This is a genomic window from Nocardioides terrigena (assembly GCF_003047265.1).
GTDB lineage: Bacteria > Actinomycetota > Actinomycetes > Propionibacteriales > Nocardioidaceae > Nocardioides > Nocardioides terrigena.
On the sequence record NZ_PZYY01000003.1, the window covers coordinates 72,654 to 89,108 of the forward strand.

Sequence of the window (16,455 nt, forward strand, 5' to 3'; positions counted from 1 at the left end):
GTCGGTCTCCTCCACTCCGGCGTCCTCGGGACCAGCGTCCGGGGCGGTCCCACGCGGCCGGATGAACATCGGGCAGGTCCTCGAGCAGCTGCGCGGTGACTTCCCCGGGATCACCATCCCCAAGATCCGCTTCCTCGAGGACAAAGGCCTGATCAAGCCGGAGCGCACGCCCGCCGGCTACCGCAAGTTCTCCTCCGACGACGTCGACCGGTTGCGCTACGTCCTGCGCATGCAGCGCGACCACTACCTGCCGCTCAAGGTCATCGGCGAGCACCTCGACGCCATCGACCGCGGCCTCGAGCCGCCGCCGATCGAGGGCGTCGTCCCGACCGTGCCGCAGGTGGCCCTGGCCGCCGACGGCATGCCGTCGCCTGCGTCCTTCGCGCGCACCAGCGACGTCCGCCTCTCGCGGATGGAGCTGCTCAAGATCGCGGAGGTCTCCGACGAGCTGCTCACCCAGCTCGAGCAGTTCGGCCTGATCGCACCGCGCACCGGGACGCGCCACTACGACACGGATGCGCTCGTGGTCGCCCAGACGGCCCGCGAGCTCGCCGACTTCGGCTTCGAGCCGCGACACCTGCGGGCGTTCAAGACGGCGGCGGACCGTGAGGTCGGACTCGTCGAGCAGGTCGTCGCGCCGCTCGAGCGGGGCCGGGACGCCGGCGCCCGCGGCCGTGCGGCCGACGCGGTGAGCGAGATCGCCGCCCTCTCGGTGCGGCTGCACGCGACCCTCGTCAAGACCGGCCTGCGGCGTCGCTGACCGCCCGCGCCGGTGGGTCTTGGACCGGGAGTAGGGTGATGGTGTGCGCGAAGTAGACGTCATCGGAGTCCGCGTCGAGATGCCCTCCAACCAGCCCATCGTGCTGTTGCGTGAGGCATCCGGCGAGCGCTACCTGCCCATCTGGATCGGGGCAGTGGAGGCGACCGCGATCGCCTTTGCCCAGCAGGGCGTGGTACCCCCGCGGCCCCTCACCCACGACCTCATGAAGAACGTCCTCGAGGCCACCGGCCAGGCGCTGACCGAGGTGCGCGTCACCGACGTCAAGGACGGCGTCTTCTACGCCGAGCTGGTCTTCGAGTCCGGCCAGGTCGTGAGTGCCCGGCCGTCCGACTCGATCGCCCTGGCGCTGCGCACCGGCACCAAGATCGTGTGTGCCGAGGGAGTCCTCGACGAGGCCGGCCTCGCCGTCCCCGCCGAGCAGGAGGACGAGGTGGAGGCCTTCCGCGAGTTCCTCGACCACGTCTCCCCGGAGGACTTCGAGCAGCCGGGATCCTCACCCTCAGCCTGAGGTTGAGGGTTGCGACACGCCGCGACCACGATTGACCACCCTCCACCACAGGCATACGGTGAAGTCCTCCGCTGTAACTCCACCCGTGTGGTTGCCCTTCCCCGCAGCTGCCTTCCCCGGAGTTACGCCCAGCGGGTGAAGACCGTTGGAGGGTCGCCGTGGCTGTGAACGAGAACGAGCAGGACCGCGTGGGTGCCGAGGCAGCCCACGCCGTCGAGAAGGCCGACGAGCAGGGCCTGCTCTTCACCGACGACGTCTCCCCGCTGCCGAGCGACACCGGCTACCGCGGGCCCACGGCCTGCAACGCCGCCGGCATCACCTACCGCCAGCTCGACTACTGGGCCCGCACCGGCCTCGTGGAGCCCACCGTCCGTGGCGCCTCCGGCTCCGGCACGCAGCGGCTCTACTCCTTCCGCGACATCCTGATCCTCAAGGTCGTCAAGCGTCTCCTCGACGCCGGGATCTCGCTGCAGCAGATCCGCACCGCGGTCGCCCACTTGCGTGAGCGCGGCACCGACGACCTCACCCGCGTCACGCTGATGAGCGACGGCGCCAGCGTCTACGAGTGCACCAGCAACGACGAGGTCATCGATCTCCTCCAGGGCGGTCAGGGCGTCTTCGGCATCGCCATCGGCGGCGTGTGGCGCGAGATCGAGGGCACCCTCGCCGAGCTGCCCAGCGAGCGCACCGCCGAGGAGGCTCCGTCGCCCAGCGACGAGCTGGCCGCTCGCCGGGCCGCACGGCAGACCGGCTGAGCGCACCACCACCACAGGCACGACGACGGGCCCGGAGCAGACGCTCCGGGCCCGTCGTACGTGTCCGGGGGCGTCTGCGCGATCCACGCCAGCGCGTGGCGCGCGGGGCGACGGCCCGGACCATCGGGGCCGACGATGACTGGCGGCGTACGACGGATGCCCGGTCGGTCGAACTGTCGGATCCCGCCACCTGCGCTCGCCGCCTCCCCGGCCCATCCGGCCCGGCGGACGGCCGCGGCAGGACCGGTCTGACACCACACCGCGCCGCCGACTGAGACGTGCGACAACACGCTGGTAGATTCAGACCTGCTGATGATCCCGCACGGGAGAGTCTTCGCCCGGCTCCGGCCGGGCAAGCGCCGAAGGGGCAATTCCTCCCCGGAACCTCTCAGGCACCCGGACCGTGCGGACCAGGCAGCTCTGGAGTCCCGACCGTGGGACGACAGAGGGGGAGGCCCGCTGACCTTCGACCAGGGAGCCTCCATGACGGACCCGTCCGACCTCACGACCGCGCCGTTCGTCGAGCGCCACATCGGGCTGCGCGAGCCCGACGTCGAGGTGATGCTCAAGGAGCTCGGCTTCGACAGCCTCGACGCACTCATGGAGGCCGCGGTCCCCGGCGGCATCCGCGCGGGCGCCGACCTCGACCTGCCGCCCGCCCTGACCGAGGACGTCGCGGCCCGTGAGCTGCGCCGGATCGCCGGGCTCAACCGGCCCGCCGAGGCGATGATCGGCCTCGGCTACCACGCGACCATCACCCCGCCGGTGATCCGCCGCAACGTGCTCGAGGACCCGAGCTGGTACACCGCCTACACGCCGTACCAGCCGGAGATCTCCCAGGGTCGCCTCGAGGCCCTCATCAACTTCCAGACCGTCATCGGCGACCTCACCGGGCTGCCGACCGCCAACGCGTCGCTCCTCGACGAGGGCACCGCGGCCGCCGAGGCCATGACGCTCGTACGCCGCGGCAACCGCAAGGCCTCCGGCTCGTTCGTCGTCGACGCGGACGCGCTCCCGCAGACCATCGACGTCGTCCGCACCCGCGCCGAGGCGATGGGCATCGACGTCGTCGTCGCCGACCTGTCCGACGGCCTGCCCGACGGCGAGCTGTCCGGCGTGCTGGTGCAGTATCCCGGCGCCTCCGGCCGGGTCCTCGACCCGCGACCGGTCATCGACGCCGCCCACGAGCGCAACGCGCTGGCCGTCGTCGCCGCCGACCTGCTCGCCCTGACCGTCCTCGAGGCGCCCGGCGAGCTCGGTGCCGACGTGGTCGTCGGCTCGTCGCAGCGCTTCGGCGTCCCCCTGTTCTACGGCGGCCCGCACGCCGGCTACATGGCCGTCGCCGAGGGCCTCGAGCGGCACCTGCCCGGGCGCCTCGTTGGCGTCTCCGTCGACGCCGAGGGCCGTCCGGCCTACCGCCTCGCCCTCCAGACCCGCGAGCAGCACATCCGCCGCGACAAGGCGACGTCCAACATCTGCACCGCGCAGGTGCTGCTCGCCGTGGTCGCGTCGATGTACGCCGTCTACCACGGACCCGAGGGTCTGCGGCAGATCGCGCAGCGCACCCACCACTTCGCCGCCCGCATCGCGGCCGCCCTGCGTGCCGGGGGAGTGGCGCTCGACAACGACACCTTCTTCGACACCGTCACCGCCGTGGTGCCCGGTCGGGCCGCCGACGTCGTGGCGGGCGCCCGCAGCCTCGGGCTGCAGCTGCGGCTGGTCGACGCCGACCGCGTCGGCATCAGCACCTCGGAGTGCACGACGCCGTCCACGGTCTCCGGCGTGCTCCGGGCGTTCGGCGTGGCCGCTCCCGAGGTGGACCTCGAGGTGCCGGACGGCCTGCCCGCCGACCTGCGCCGCTCGACGGCGTACCTCACGCACGAGGTCTTCGGCACCCACCACAGCGAGACCCAGATGCTGCGCTACCTGCGCCGCCTCTCGGGCCGCGACTACGCGCTCGACCGCGGCATGATCCCGCTCGGCTCCTGCACGATGAAGCTCAATGCCACCACCGAGATGGAGCCGATCAGCCTGCCGGGCTTCGCCGACCTGCACCCCTTCGCCCCGGCCGAGGACGCGGCCGGCTACCGCCAGCTCGTCGACGAGCTGGAGGGCTGGCTCGCCGAGGTCACCGGCTACGACCGGGTCTCCATCCAGCCCAACGCCGGCTCCCAGGGCGAGCTCGCGGGCCTGCTGGCCATCCGCGGCTACCACCGCGCGCGCGGCGACGAGGCCCGCAACGTCTGCCTCATCCCGTCGTCCGCGCACGGCACCAACGCCGCCTCCGCGGTGATGGCGGGGATGAAGGTCGTGGTGGTCAAGGGTGCCGACGACGGGACCGTCGACCTCGACGACCTGCGGGCCCAGTGCGACAAGCACGCCGACGACCTGGCCGCGATCATGGTGACCTATCCGTCGACGCACGGTGCCTACGAGGACACCATCACCGAGCTGTGCGAGATCGTGCACGGCCACGGTGGCCAGGTCTACGTCGACGGCGCCAACCTCAACGCGCTGCTCGGCCACGCCAGGCCGGGTGAGTTCGGCGGCGACGTGTCGCACCTCAACCTGCACAAGACCTTCTGCATCCCGCACGGCGGCGGCGGGCCCGGCGTCGGCCCGGTCGCGGTGCGCGAGCACCTCGCGCCCCACCTCCCCTCGCACCCCATGCACCCGGAGGAGGCCAAGCGCGAGGGCATCGGCGCGATCAGCGCGGCGCCGTACGGCTCGGCGGGCATCCTGCCGATCTCGTGGGCCTACATCCGGCTGATGGGCGGACCCGGCCTCACCCGGGCGACGGCGGCCGCGGTGCTGAGCGCCAACTACGTCGCGCACCGCCTCGAGGAGCACTACCCGGTGCTCTACCGCGGGCACGGCGGCCTCGTCGCGCACGAGTGCATCCTCGACGTGCGCGGCCTCACCAAGGAGTCCGGTGTCAGCGTCGACGACGTGGCCAAGCGGCTCGTGGACTACGGCTTCCACGCGCCGACCATGTCGTTCCCGGTCGCCGGGACCCTGATGGTCGAGCCGACCGAGTCCGAGGACCTCGCCGAGATCGACCGGTTCTGCGACGCGATGATCGCCATCCGCGAGGAGATCGCCCAGGTCCAGGCCGGCACCTGGAGCCCCGAGGACTCACCGCTGCGCCACGCCCCGCACACCGCGCGGGCGATGGTCGGCGAGTGGGACCGCGCCTACTCCCGGGAGGTCGGGGTCTTCCCGACCGGTGTCGACCCCGACAAGTACTGGCCGCCGGTGGCCAGGATCGACCAGGCGTACGGCGACCGCAACCTGGTGTGCGCGTGCCCGCCGCCCGAGGCCTTCGCCGAATGAGCGGCACCCACCCGGCCGGCGCCCTCGTCACCCCCTACACCGCCCGGCGCCTGCGGTGGCGGCTGGCCACGACGCAGTCCGAGGGTCAGGTGCCCTCGATCGTCGCAGGCATCGTGCGCGACGGCGCCCTGGCCTGGGCCGATGGCGTGGGCGACGTGCCCGGCGAGGTCACCGACACGCAGTACAAGGTCGGCTCGATCACCAAGACCCTGACGGCCGTGCTGGTGCTCCAGCTGGTCGACGAGGGGCTGCTGTCGCTGGACGCCCCGGCGTCGGACGTGCTGGGTGAGGTCGGCTACGCCGACCGCTCGATCCGCCAGCTTCTCGCCCACAGCGGCGGGCTCCAGGCCGAGCCGGCCGGGTCGTGGTGGGAGCGTACCGAGGGCGGGACCTTCGAGGAGCTGGCGAGCGCCAACGACGGGAGCACACCGGCCTTCGAGCCCGACCGGCAGTTCCACTACTCCAACCTCGGCTACGGGCTGCTCGGTGAGGTCGTCGCCCGGCTGCGCGGCCGGACGTGGTGGGAGGCCGTCGAGGAGCGGATCCTGACACCGCTCGGCATGACCCGCACGTCCTACCAGGCCTCCGGCGCCCACGCGGCCGGCTGGTCGGTGCACCCCTACGCCCAGACCCTCATCCCCGAGCCGTTGCCCGACACCGCCGCGATGGCGCCGGCCGGCCAGGTGTGGAGCACGGTGGGCGACCTGGCGACGTACTGCACGTTCCTGCTCGAGGGACACGACCAGGTGCTCCCGACGGAGCGCCTGGCCGAGGCCTTCACGCCGCAGTCGGGGGAGGAGCCCGCGGGCCTGCGCTACGCGCACGGGCTGGGGTTCCAGATCTTCCCCGGGGGTGCGGGGACGCTGGTGGGCCACAGCGGATCGATGCCCGGCTTCCACGCGATCTGCCTGGTCGACCGGGCCCGTCGTACGGGTGTCGTCGGCCTCGTCAACGCGACCGGTGGGGTGCCGGTGGCGACATTCGGCGCCGCACTCCTCGACGAGCTCGAGCGCTGCGAGCCGACCCTGCCTCCGGTGTGGCGGCCCAACGACGCGGTCCCCGCGTCCTTCACCGACGCCCTCGGGGTGTGGCACTGGGGGGCGACGCCCTACGTCCTCGCCTGCGAGGGCGGCGACCTCGTGGCTCGCCGTCGGCACGTCGAGATGTGGCGCTTCGCCGACGTCGACGGGCGGATCGTGGGGACGAAGGGCTACCACGCGGGGGAGGAGCTGCACGTCGTACGCCGCGACGACGGCTCGGTCTCGCACCTCGACGTCGGCACGTTCATCCTGACCCGGCAGCCCTACGAGCCGGGTGCGCCGATCCCGGGTGGTCACCCTCCGCTCGACTGAGTCGGTCCGGGGCTTCCGTCACGCGGGGTGACGGCGTTCGGCTCTGGTCCGGGCGCCGCCGTGGGCGGACGCTGGGAGTGAGGCAATCCGTCCCTCGCCCACCCAGGAGGTGCGTCATGACCGGTGTCCGTGTGCGTGCGCCCGAGGCCGGTGTCCGTGACGTCCGACGGGCGTGGTGGTCGCTGGCGCTGTTCCCGTTTGCATTCCTCGGCGCCTTCGCCGTCGGCGAGGGACTCGCCACCCTGCTCGGGCACGAGACCGGAAGCGCCGAGGAGGCGCCGGTGTGGCTCATGGTGGCCGCGGCCGGTCCCGCCCTGCTCGTCTTCGTGGCACCGGCGCTGCTGTCGGTGTTCTTCGCCCGCAGGGCCGAGCAGGAGGGCAACCGCGGTGGCCGGGTCCCGATGTGGATCGGGGTCGGCCTGGCGTCTGCGTTCGTGCTGCTCAACGTCGTGCAGGGCGTCCTGGTCGTGCTGCTCGACTGAGGAGAGCTACTGCGCCTGCGAGACGCTCGACATGTTGAAGTCGGGGATCCGCAGGGCTGGAGTCGCCGTCCGGGAGAAGTAGTCGTCGCCCCACTCCCGGCTGAAGCTCGGCACCGTCGCGCTCGCCGCCGTGAAGCGGGAGAGCAGGTCGACCGGGCTGTCGTTCCAGCGGAAGTTGTTGACGGCACCGGTGATCTCGCCGCCCTCGACGAGGTAGACGCCGTCGCGGGTGAGCCCGGTGAGCAGCATGGTCTGCGGGTCGACCTCGCGGATGTACCACAGGCAGGTCACCAGCAGCCCGCGCTCCATGCCGGCGACCAGGTCCTCGACCGAGCCGGTGCCGCCGTCCACCTCGAGCACCAGGTTGTCGACCATCGGCGTGACGGGCTGACCGGTCATGGCCGCCGAGTGCCGGGTCTGGAGGAGGGCGGTCAGCTCCCCGTCGCGGATCCAGTCGGTGCGCTCCAGCGGCAGGCCGTTGTCGAAGACCGACTCGGTGTTGTCGGACGAGCTCGCGACGTTGAAGGGCGCGCAGGCCAGGGCGGCGTACGCAGGGTCGGAGTAGAGGTGCACGCCCGGGCGGGCGATCCGCTCGCCGATGCGGGTGCCGCCGCCGCGCCGGCTGTAGACGGACTCGCCCTCGTGCGCCACGCGGGCGCCGGCTCCCCAGTAGGCGTCGACCATCAGGTCGGCCACCGAGCTGGGCGGGAGGATGGTGTCGTAGCGACCGGCCGGGAGGTCCGTACGCCGCTTCGCCCACCCGAGGCGGGTGGCGACCTGGTCGGCCATGGCCAGGGCGTCGACGTCGGCGAAGTCGCGGGTGGCGCCGCCGACCCAGGCGCTGCGGCTCAGGTCGGCCGTCTTGGCGGTGCAGGCGTAGTGACCGGTGGGCTGGGTGTGGCGCAGCCGGAGTCCCCGCGAGGAGCCGAGGAACGTGGTGACCAGCTCGTGGTCCACGAAGCCGTAGAGCACCCGGTCGGCGGCCGTCGCCTGCCCGAACGCCTCGCCGAGGGCCGGCGCGAACGCGTCGTACACGTGGATGTCGGTCTGCTCGGGGACGTCGTCCCAGTCGGGACTGGTGCGGTCGGCGACCAGCTCGGCGACGTCCTCGGCGGGTGCCGCTGCCCGGGCGGCGGCGTCCGCCGCCTCGACCAGCGCGGTGACCTGGCCGGTGGTGCTGGCCGACCCCGACACGGAGCCGGTGGCGGCACCGACGAAGGAGACCACGACGACCTCCGTGGAGACCATCACGCCGTTGGTGGTGAGCGTGTTGTTGGCCCAGCGCAGGTTGGCGCTGCTCGACGCCCGGACGATCACGACGCAGTCGTCGGCGGTGGACGTGGCGAGCGCGTGCTCGACCAGCTGCTGGGGGGTCACGGTGGTCGACATCAGTTGCCTGCCTCGTCGTTCGTGTTGAGGATGCGTACGCCGCGGAAGAGCGCCGTCGGGCAGCCGTGGCTGACCGCGGCGACCTGGCCCGGCTGGGCCTTGCCGCAGTTGAAGGCGCCGCCGAGCACCCAGGTGTCCGGTCCTCCGACGGCCTCCATCGAGCCCCAGAAGTCGGTGGTCGTGGCCTGGTAGGCGACGTCGCGCAGCTGTCCGCCGAGCTGGCCGTCGCGGATCTCGTAGAACCGCTGGCCGGTGAACTGGAAGTTGAACCGCTGCATGTCGATCGACCAGGACTTGTCACCCACGACGTAGATGCCGCGCTCCACTCGACCGATGAGCTCGTCGGTGCTCGGGCCGTCCGGGGCCGGCTGGAGGGAGACGTTGGCCATCCGCTGGATGGGGACGTGGCCGGGCGAGTCGGCGTACGCACAGCCGTTGGAGCGCCCGTCGTGGAGCTCGGGCTTCATGTGGCCCATCGACCGGTCGAGCTGGTAGCCGACCAGCACGCCGTCGCGGACGATGTCCCACGACCGCGTCTCGACGCCCTCGTCGTCGAAGCCGACGGTGGACAGGCCGTGCGGCTGGGTGCGGTCGCCGGTGACGTTCATGACCGGAGATCCGTACTGCAGCGTGCCGAGCTTGTCGTACGTCGCGAAGGACGTGCCGGCGTAGTTGGCCTCGTAGCCCAGGGCGCGGTCCAGCTCGGTGGCGTGGCCGATCGACTCGTGGATGGTGAGCCAGAGGTTGGACGGGTGGATGACGAGGTCGTAGGTGCCGGCCTGCACGCTCGGGGCGGCCAGCTTGGCGGCCAGCAGCTCGGGGACCTCGGCGATCTCGGCGTCCCAGTCCCACGTGCCGTCGGTGACGTACTCCCAGCCCCGCCCGACCGGGGGCGCCAGCGAGGCCATCGAGTCGAAGACGCCGGTGCGCTCGTCGGAGCCCATCGCCTCGAAGCCCGGCATCATCCGCACCCGCTGCTGGGTGGTGCGGGTGCCCGCCAGGTCGGCGTAGTACTTGTTCTCCTGCACCTGCTGCAGCGAGGACGACGCGTGCCCGACGCTCGCGTGCGACTGGAGCCGGCGGGTCCAGTCGACGAGCACCGCCGCCTTGTCGGCCGTCGGGACGTCGAGCGGGTTGACGTCGTACGCCGAGATCCAGGTGACGTCGTCGTGGACGGGCTCCGGGGCGATCTCCACCGGGGTGGTCGTCATGCCGGAGGCGACCTCGGCGACCGCGATCGCCGTCTCCGCGATCCGTCGCGCCTCCTCCGGCGTCAGCACGACGCCGGAGGCGAACCCCCAGGCGCCACGGTGGATCACGCGCACCGCGAACCCGAGGTCCTCGGTGTCCATCGCGGTCTGCAGGACGCCGTCGCGGGCGCCGAGGTACTGGTAGCGGACCCGCTCGAAGCGGAAGTCGGCGTGGGTCGCCCCGAGCTCGCGGGCCCGGCCGAGCGCGACGTCCCCGAGGTCGCGGTAGGGGAGGGCGGCGAAGGTCGGGTCGAGGCCGGGAGCACTCATGGGGCGAACCTATCGGAGCCGTTAGGGTGCTCCGCATGACGACACCGGCGTGGCTCGGCATCGGTGCCCAGCGGTCGGGGACGACATGGTTCACCGACCTGCTGACCCAGCACCCGGAGGTCGGCCTCGGGACCAACGGCAAGAAGGAGCAGCACCTGCTCCACAAGGTCGGCGACGGTCTCGTCCCCGCGTCGGACTACCTCGACCTGTTCCCCGACGACGGCGTACGACGGGGGGAGTGGACCCCGCAGTACCTCCGGCACGCGTCCGCACCGGCCACCGCCGCGCGCCTGCTGAGCGCGGACTCGCCGGTGCTCGTGCTGCTCCGCGACCCGGTGGAGCGGTTCCTCTCCGCGATGCGCCTCGCGGCCACGCGGGCGACCTCCCCGTGGCCCTACCCGGTGCCGATCACCGTGCAGGGCTTCAGCGGCTTCTACGCCGACCAGCTGGCGATGTGGGCGCACCACGTGGGTCGCGAGCGGATGGTGGTGATGGTCTACGAGTCCGTACGCCGCGCGCCCCAGGCCGCGGTGGACGCGGTGTGGGCCCGGCTCGGGCTCGCTCCGGTGGCCCTCACCGACGTGGACCGTCCGTCGCGCTCGAGCAGCCACGCCGCCTGGGAGCCGCCGGACGGGCTCGTCGAGTCGCTGGAGGTGCTCTACCGCCCGCAGGTCGGTCGGCTGGCCGACGACTGGGAGCTCGACCTGTCGTCGTGGTCGCTGCAGCGCTGACCGCTGGTCGGCGGGATCGAACGTTGTCACACTTGACCGATGGCCGTCATCGAGCTCCGCGACATCGTCAAGACCTTCGGCGCCACGCATGCCCTCGACCACCTGGACCTGGTGGTCGAGGAGGGCGAGGTGCACGGCTTCCTCGGCCCCAACGGCGCGGGTAAGTCCACCACGATCCGCGTCCTGCTCGGCCTGTTGCGCACCGACTCGGGAAGCGCCCTGATGCTGGGCGGTGACCCGTGGCACGACGCCGCCCGCCTGCACCGTCGGCTCGCCTACGTCCCGGGTGACGTGTCGCTGTGGCCGGGCCTGACCGGCGGCGAGGTCATCGACGTGCTGGCGCGGATGCGTGGTGGCCTGGACGAGTCGCGGCGCGCCGACATGGTGGAGCGGTTCGAGCTGGATCCGTCGAAGAAGTCGCGCACCTACTCCAAGGGCAACCGGCAGAAGGTGGCGCTGGTCGCCGCACTCGCCAGCCGTGCCGACCTCTACCTGCTGGACGAGCCGACCTCGGGGCTGGACCCCCTGATGGAGGCGGAGTTCCAGAAGGCGGTCCTCGAGCTCAAGGGCGAGGGGGCGACCGTGCTGCTGAGCTCCCACATCCTCGCCGAGGCCGAGGCGCTCTCGGACCGGATCAGCATCATCCGCGCCGGACGGGTGGTGCAGAGCGGCACCCTCTCGGAGCTCCGGCACCTGACTCGCACGACCGTCATCGCGGAGACCGACCGACCCGCGACCGCCATCGCGGCCCTGCCGGGGGTCCACGAGGTCGAGCTCCGCGGGGAACGGGTCACCTTCGACGTGGACTCCGACCACCTCGAGGGGACCGTGAGCGCGCTCGCGGCCCTGGGGGTCCGTTCGCTGGCCGCGCACCCCCCGACGCTGGAGGAGCTGTTCCTGCGCCAGTACGGCGACGAGGTGCGCGCATGAGCCCGCGCGCGTCAGCCGCGGCGGCCGATCCGACATCGACCCGGTCGCGGCATGCGAAGCGACCCTCACCGGCGGACCCGAGCACCTCCGCGCTCACCGGCGTCGGGCACCTGCTGCGACTCATCCTCCGGCTGGACCGGGTACGGCTGCCGCTCTGGCTGGTCGGCCTCGGCGGCACGATCGTCGCCAGCGCCCTCGCCGTACCGCCGCTCTACGACACGCCGGAGAAGGTCGCCGGCTACTCCCGGGCCGTCGGCGCCAGCCCGGTGAACTACCTGATGTCGGGTCGACAGGCCGGGCTGGACACGCTCGGCGGCATCGTCGCGAACGAGATCTCGCAGGTGGCACAGCTGGGCATCTGCCTGATGGTGATGTTCCTCGTCGTGCGCCACACCCGAGCCGAGGAGGAGTCGGGCCGCGCCGAGCTGGTGCGGTCGACCGTGGTGGGACGCCACGCGGCCACGCTCGCGGGCCTGGTCTACGGCGTTGCGGCAGCCCTGCTCCTGGCCACCATCACCACGCTCTCGATGCTCGCCGCCGGACTGGCCGTCAACGGCAGCGTGACCTACGGTGCCGGTCTCGCACTCCTCGGTGTGGTGTACACCGCCGTCACGCTGGTCGCCGTGCAGGTGTCCACCTCCGCGCGCGGGGCGCTCGGACTGGCCGGCGCCGCCGTCGCGGTCGGGTACCTCGTGCGAGGGGTGGGGGCGATGGAGGACAACGCCCTGGTGTGGGCCTCACCGTTCGGTTGGTCCCAGCGCATGGACGCCTTCGGCCACGAGCGGTGGTGGCCGGCGGTGCTGCTGCTGGCGGCCACTGCCCTCCTGCTGGGACTGGCCGGCTGGTTGACCGCCAGTCGTGACTTCGGGGGTGGGCTCCTGGACACCCGGCCCGGTCACGAGCGCGCGGGGCGGCTGTTGCACACGCCGTTCGGCCTCGTGGCGCGCGTCCAACGGGGACTGGTGATCGGGTGGGCCATCGGCCTCGTCCTGCTCGGCCTGCTCTACGGCGCCGTCATCCCCACCATCCCCGACCTCATCGCCTCCAACCCCGACATGGCGGACATCGTCGGCGGGTCGGCAGACGCCGAGGACGCGCTCGTCGACGCGTTCCTGGCCTACATCTTCGTGTTCATGGCCGTCATCTCGTGCGGTTTCGTCGTCACCTCCGTCCTGCGGCTGCGCACCGAGGAGGAGACCGGGCGCGCCGAGACGGTCCTCGCGACACCCGTCAGCAGGACGACCTGGCTGGCAGCCACCGCCGTCGTGACCACCCTCGCCATCACCACGTTGACCGTCCTCATGGGGTTGGGCCTCGCCGTCGGGTACGCCGTCGGGGCGGGGGAGTGGGACCAGGTGCTTCCGCAGGTCGCCGGTCAGATGTCCTACCTGCCCGGCGCACTCGTCCTCGGCGCGTTCGCCCTCGCCCTGCACGGACTCCTGCCGCGTGCGACCGGCCTGGCGTGGGCGGCCGTCGCACTCGTCGCGCTGCAGGTCATGCTCGGTCAGCTCCTGGACCTGCCGGACGCCGTACAGGCCCTCTCGCCGTACTGGCACCTGGCGGCGGTGCCCGTCGACGACTTCGACGTCGTCCCGTTCGTCCTGCTCCTCGTCGTCGCGGCTGCACTGGGTGCTGCGGGCCTGTGGGGATACCGCCGGCGCGACGCGGTCAGCGGCTGACGCGCCGTCCGCCGACAGTCGTCGCCACGGTCAGGCGTCCGCGACCATGTGTCGCCGCACCACACGCCGCCGCAGGGTGGGCGAGGCCACCACCTCGTACCCGGCCTCGAGGAAGACCTGCACCAGCCCGACCGAGGCCTCGTCCCAGATGACGGTCTTGCCCGGCGGTGGCTCGATCGGGTAGCCCTCGAGGACGCGGGCGCCGACCTGCTCGCCGTACTCGACGGTGGCCGAGGCGAGCTCGTAGCTCAGCCCCGACCGGCGCATGCCCGGGCGTACGACGAAGCACGTGACGGACCAGACGCCCTCGAGCTCGGGGTCCATCCGCATCCACGCCTGCTTCCGGCTCCACAGCCGGGGGTAGTTCTCCCGCGGCTCGACCGCGACCCAACCGGCCGCCTCGCCGTCGACGTACCCGATCAGCCCGGACGTGGGTCCGGCGGTGCCGCAGGCGGTCTGCTCCAGCAGCGCGGTGTCCCGCTGCTCCTGCGTGGTGTCGCGCCAGATCCAGCCCGGCACCTTCATCGCCTGGCACCGGCACTTGTGGGCGCCACCCGTGGCGAAGACCGCCTCGACGTCCTCCGTCGCTGCGTGGTTGGCCGGGAGCCAGGTGAATTCGGGCATGCCGCGACCCTAGTCGTCAGCCGGACTTACGAGACCGATCGAGGGTTGACGAAGGGCGGTGCCTGCGTATCCGGCCGCGCAGGAACTCGTCCAGGCGACGGGAGAAGGCCGTGGCGACGTACAGCGCGGCCACCACGAAGCAGCCCGTTGCCAGCCAGGCTGATTCGCCCAGCGCCCAGATGCCGAGCATGCCGAACGCAAGCCCGAAGAGGATGCCCGATCTGTCCACGGTCCGCATCCTTCCACGCAGCTCGACAGGTGCGAGGGCTCAGACGCTGGGACGCTGTGCATCCCGCGCAGCCTGCTGCGCCCGCATGATCGCCTCGTCCCGCCGCGTGAGGACCCAGGTGCCGACGATGAAGCCAGCGACGGCGCACGCCCCGGCCACGACCCGCAGCCCGCGCACCAACGCGTGATCCGCCGCAGCGAACGCCGTCTCATCGAGGTACTCCGCCGCGGCAGCGAAATAGACGGTGAGCGCGCACAGCACGAGGGAAGCCATCCCCACCACACGCAGCAACATCGAGGATCCTTCGTGCTCACTGTCCCGGGACCCGGGCGGCGGGGTCGTCTCGTCCTCGTCCATCGGCATGGCAGCACCCTCCCATCCGATCGGGTCACTCGCCCGCGAATCGGGGCGAGGTGTTGCTCCGTCCCGGCGTGCGCGGACGCCAGGCTTCGAGCTTCCCGCACGGTCACCACCCGATACGGGTCGTAGTCTTTCGGGCATGACGATCAGCCGCGCCGAGCAGGCCACGGCCGCGACGCTCTCCACCCTGGGAGCCTTCCAGCTCGCGCTCGCGGTCGGCGCACCCTGGGGCAGGGCGGCGTACGCCGGAACACGTCGCGGCACCCTGCCGCGACGCCTGCGTGTGGTCAGTGGGGTGGCTGCGATGGGCTACGGCACGGGCGTGGTCCTCATCGTGCGCGGTGCGGGCTCGGCGCGGGTCCGGGACCGCGCGTTCACGACGCTCAGCGTGGTGATGACGATCGGGTCCATCGCCAACGGGGCGTCCCCTTCGCTCGTCGAGCGGGCCGTCTGGACACCGGTGACTGCTGCCACGGCCGTCGCTGCGTGGCGCTCACGTGCGCGTGGCTGAACCGCCCGTCAGCGCGCTTCATGCGGCGCGCTGCGTGCCTCAGTCGTCGCGTCGTACCTCTGGTGGTGGCTTCGCGCCCGGGCGTTCGTAGCCGTCCACCCGCGTGTAGACGCTCATGATGGGACCGACGCGGTGCTTCTCGTCCGCATCGGCCGGGCGGTCCGCGATGATGGCAGCCACCCATTCGCTCGGCGGCATGTCGGGGAACATCAGTGCCTGCCAGAGGTCACGTGTCCACTGTCCGTCGTTACGGAAGTACTCGTCGTCCCACCACATGCGGCCACGGGTCGTGACGCGACGCACGGTCCGTTTGATGACCCACGCCCGGGGCCCGTCGGGCTCGGAGACACCCTGCGGCGCTGCCGGCGGCGGCCAGGTCTCGGTCATGGGCAGTCCCGGATCCGGCACCTCGACGTGAGCGTCGACGCCGCGGCGTCGGAGCTCCTCGACCAGGACGTCGATCATGGCGCGGACCATCCTCGGGAACAGCGTCCCCTTGGTGTCGGTGCTGATCCACGGTCCGTCGGGGGACAGGTAGACGTCGGACACCCAGTTGGGCGTGTACGTCTCGCCCGTGTTGCTCCACTCCTCGAGCTCTTCGCCCTCCTCGTCGATGCTGATGAATCGCAGCGACGCGGCATGGAGAGCGGTCGCGGCCGCCTCGACGTCCGAGGACCGCACGAGAAAGGCCAGGGAGCCGTGCTCGGACCCGGGTCGGTGCTCCTCGCGCGCCAACCGCTCCAGCAGGTCTGTCGAGACGGTCACCGCGCTCACGCTGTCACTCTAGGGAGACGAGGACCCCCACGTCGCTCGGCCGCCCCGCTGCCTGCCGATAATTGACCTCGTGGAGGACCAGCAGACACCGCAGTCAGCCGAGGGCGAGGCGAAAGTCGTCACGCTCTGCGGCTCGACCAGGTTCGAGGTCGAGTTCGCGGAGGTCAACCAGCGGCTCACGATGGATGGCTGCGTCGTGATCAGCCTCGGGATGTTCAGCCTCCCCGAGCTGCCGGGCCACGGCTGGACAGCCGATTCCTCGGACGTGAAGGCGCGGCTCGGTGCGCTGCACCTCCAGAAGATCCGCATGGCTGACGAGGTGTTCATCGTGGATCCGGGTGGCTACCTGGGTGAGTCGACCCGGCGAGAGATCGCCTATGCCGAGTCGCTCGGCAAGCCGGTGCGGTACCTGAGTCAAGAGCGCTCGGCTCCAACGGGGGATGGCCCCACCAGTGGGTCGGCCCAGACGTAGGCCTTCACGATCACCGGCGGCACGA

Annotated in this window: 17 protein-coding genes and 1 riboswitch; of the genes, 11 read left to right on the plus strand and 6 right to left on the minus strand. The window is 71.9% G+C overall.

Annotation, left to right across the window (positions count from 1 at the left end):
* Window positions 1-61: 61 nt before the first annotated feature.
* From ftsR to DAE25_RS07110, 6 genes are all read left to right on the plus strand, one after another.
* Window positions 62-760, plus strand: a complete 699-nt coding sequence (gene ftsR / locus DAE25_RS07085; RefSeq protein ID WP_107765525.1) for a transcriptional regulator FtsR — start codon at window positions 62-64, stop codon at window positions 758-760.
* A gap of 43 nt (window positions 761-803) precedes the next feature.
* Window positions 804-1,289, plus strand: coding sequence for a bifunctional nuclease family protein (locus DAE25_RS07090; RefSeq protein ID WP_107765526.1), 486 nt, complete (start codon window positions 804-806; stop codon window positions 1,287-1,289).
* 164 nt (window positions 1,290-1,453) lie between these two features.
* Window positions 1,454-2,044 (plus strand): MerR family transcriptional regulator, encoded by a 591-nt coding sequence (locus DAE25_RS07095; protein ID WP_056889195.1) that lies wholly within the window; start codon window positions 1,454-1,456, stop codon window positions 2,042-2,044.
* Between the two features lie 313 nt (window positions 2,045-2,357).
* Window positions 2,358-2,458: riboswitch (glycine riboswitch) on the plus strand.
* A 69-nt stretch (window positions 2,459-2,527) separates the two neighbouring features.
* The gene (gene gcvP, locus DAE25_RS07100; protein WP_107765527.1) at window positions 2,528-5,377 is read left to right on the plus strand and encodes an aminomethyl-transferring glycine dehydrogenase; all 2,850 of its coding nucleotides are present in this window, start codon (window positions 2,528-2,530) and stop codon (window positions 5,375-5,377) included.
* Window positions 5,374-6,729, plus strand: coding sequence for a serine hydrolase (locus DAE25_RS07105; RefSeq protein WP_107765528.1), 1,356 nt, complete (start codon window positions 5,374-5,376; stop codon window positions 6,727-6,729). The genes gcvP and DAE25_RS07105 overlap by 4 nt, the downstream gene beginning before the upstream one ends.
* Before the next feature lie 116 nt (window positions 6,730-6,845).
* Window positions 6,846-7,211 (plus strand): hypothetical protein, encoded by a 366-nt coding sequence (locus DAE25_RS07110; protein ID WP_107765529.1) that lies wholly within the window; start codon window positions 6,846-6,848, stop codon window positions 7,209-7,211.
* A gap of 6 nt (window positions 7,212-7,217) precedes the next feature.
* On the opposite strand, the gene DAE25_RS07115 is transcribed toward DAE25_RS07110, so the two are convergent.
* Window positions 7,218-8,600, minus strand: coding sequence for a metallopeptidase TldD-related protein (locus DAE25_RS07115; RefSeq protein ID WP_107765530.1), 1,383 nt, complete (start codon window positions 8,598-8,600; stop codon window positions 7,218-7,220).
* A complete protein-coding gene (locus DAE25_RS07120) occupies window positions 8,600-10,120 on the minus strand; it encodes a TldD/PmbA family protein (protein ID WP_107765531.1) in 1,521 nt (506 codons plus the stop codon). The genes DAE25_RS07115 and DAE25_RS07120 overlap by 1 nt, the downstream gene beginning before the upstream one ends.
* A 35-nt stretch (window positions 10,121-10,155) precedes the next feature.
* Between DAE25_RS07120 and DAE25_RS07125 the strand changes: the two genes are divergently transcribed.
* Genes DAE25_RS07125 through DAE25_RS07135 form a run of 3 tightly spaced genes read left to right on the plus strand, consistent with a single transcriptional unit; the run spans window position 10,156 to window position 13,460 of the window.
* Window positions 10,156-10,851: a sulfotransferase domain-containing protein gene (locus DAE25_RS07125; protein ID WP_107765532.1), complete on the plus strand. Its 696-nt coding sequence runs from the start codon at window positions 10,156-10,158 to the stop codon at window positions 10,849-10,851.
* 39 nt (window positions 10,852-10,890) lie between these two features.
* The gene (locus DAE25_RS07130; RefSeq protein WP_107765533.1) at window positions 10,891-11,781 is read left to right on the plus strand and encodes an ABC transporter ATP-binding protein; all 891 of its coding nucleotides are present in this window, start codon (window positions 10,891-10,893) and stop codon (window positions 11,779-11,781) included.
* Window positions 11,778-13,460 (plus strand): ABC transporter permease, encoded by a 1,683-nt coding sequence (locus tag DAE25_RS07135; protein WP_107765534.1) that lies wholly within the window; start codon window positions 11,778-11,780, stop codon window positions 13,458-13,460. The genes DAE25_RS07130 and DAE25_RS07135 overlap by 4 nt, the downstream gene beginning before the upstream one ends.
* Window positions 13,461-13,490: 30 nt before the next feature.
* Here DAE25_RS07135 and DAE25_RS07140 read toward each other — a convergent pair whose 3' ends face one another.
* From DAE25_RS07140 to DAE25_RS07150, 3 genes are read right to left on the minus strand one after another with little or no spacing between them, the layout of a single operon-like run.
* On the minus strand, window positions 13,491-14,084 hold the full coding sequence (locus DAE25_RS07140; protein ID WP_107765535.1) for a GNAT family N-acetyltransferase: 594 nt from the start codon (window positions 14,082-14,084) through the stop codon (window positions 13,491-13,493).
* 16 nt (window positions 14,085-14,100) lie between these two features.
* Complete coding sequence (locus DAE25_RS07145; RefSeq protein WP_107765536.1) at window positions 14,101-14,313, minus strand: hypothetical protein; 213 nt, start codon at window positions 14,311-14,313, stop codon at window positions 14,101-14,103.
* A 39-nt stretch (window positions 14,314-14,352) separates the two neighbouring features.
* The gene (locus tag DAE25_RS07150; RefSeq protein WP_107765537.1) at window positions 14,353-14,676 is read right to left on the minus strand and encodes a hypothetical protein; all 324 of its coding nucleotides are present in this window, start codon (window positions 14,674-14,676) and stop codon (window positions 14,353-14,355) included.
* Between the two features lie 136 nt (window positions 14,677-14,812).
* On the opposite strand from DAE25_RS07150, the gene DAE25_RS07155 reads away from it, so the two are divergent.
* The gene (locus tag DAE25_RS07155; protein WP_107765538.1) at window positions 14,813-15,184 is read left to right on the plus strand and encodes a hypothetical protein; all 372 of its coding nucleotides are present in this window, start codon (window positions 14,813-14,815) and stop codon (window positions 15,182-15,184) included.
* A gap of 39 nt (window positions 15,185-15,223) precedes the next feature.
* On the opposite strand, the gene DAE25_RS07160 is transcribed toward DAE25_RS07155, so the two are convergent.
* Complete coding sequence (locus tag DAE25_RS07160; protein ID WP_107765539.1) at window positions 15,224-15,958, minus strand: hypothetical protein; 735 nt, start codon at window positions 15,956-15,958, stop codon at window positions 15,224-15,226.
* A gap of 70 nt (window positions 15,959-16,028) precedes the next feature.
* On the opposite strand from DAE25_RS07160, the gene DAE25_RS07165 reads away from it, so the two are divergent.
* Window positions 16,029-16,430 carry a hypothetical protein gene (locus DAE25_RS07165; protein WP_107765540.1) on the plus strand — a complete coding sequence of 134 codons (402 nt, stop codon included), beginning with the start codon at window positions 16,029-16,031 and terminating at the stop codon, window positions 16,428-16,430.
* The last annotated feature ends 25 nt before the right edge of the window (window positions 16,431-16,455 follow it).

Bases quoted from the DNA above. Each gene is read 5' to 3' on its own strand.
- gcvP (WP_107765527.1), top strand. From the start codon at position 2,528: ATGACGGACCCGTCCGACCTCACGACCGCGCCGTTCGTCGAGCGCCAC.
- DAE25_RS07150 (WP_107765537.1), bottom strand. From the start codon at position 14,676: ATGCCGATGGACGAGGACGAGACGACCCCGCCGCCCGGGTCCCGGGAC.
- DAE25_RS07140 (WP_107765535.1), bottom strand. From the start codon at position 14,084: ATGCCCGAATTCACCTGGCTCCCGGCCAACCACGCAGCGACGGAGGAC.
- DAE25_RS07125 (WP_107765532.1), top strand. From the start codon at position 10,156: ATGACGACACCGGCGTGGCTCGGCATCGGTGCCCAGCGGTCGGGGACG.
- ftsR (WP_107765525.1), top strand. From the start codon at position 62: ATGAACATCGGGCAGGTCCTCGAGCAGCTGCGCGGTGACTTCCCCGGG.
- DAE25_RS07135 (WP_107765534.1), top strand. From the start codon at position 11,778: ATGAGCCCGCGCGCGTCAGCCGCGGCGGCCGATCCGACATCGACCCGG.
- DAE25_RS07130 (WP_107765533.1), top strand. From the start codon at position 10,891: ATGGCCGTCATCGAGCTCCGCGACATCGTCAAGACCTTCGGCGCCACG.
- DAE25_RS07120 (WP_107765531.1), bottom strand. From the start codon at position 10,120: ATGAGTGCTCCCGGCCTCGACCCGACCTTCGCCGCCCTCCCCTACCGC.
- DAE25_RS07105 (WP_107765528.1), top strand. From the start codon at position 5,374: ATGAGCGGCACCCACCCGGCCGGCGCCCTCGTCACCCCCTACACCGCC.
- DAE25_RS07110 (WP_107765529.1), top strand. From the start codon at position 6,846: ATGACCGGTGTCCGTGTGCGTGCGCCCGAGGCCGGTGTCCGTGACGTC.
- DAE25_RS07115 (WP_107765530.1), bottom strand. From the start codon at position 8,600: ATGTCGACCACCGTGACCCCCCAGCAGCTGGTCGAGCACGCGCTCGCC.
- DAE25_RS07155 (WP_107765538.1), top strand. From the start codon at position 14,813: ATGACGATCAGCCGCGCCGAGCAGGCCACGGCCGCGACGCTCTCCACC.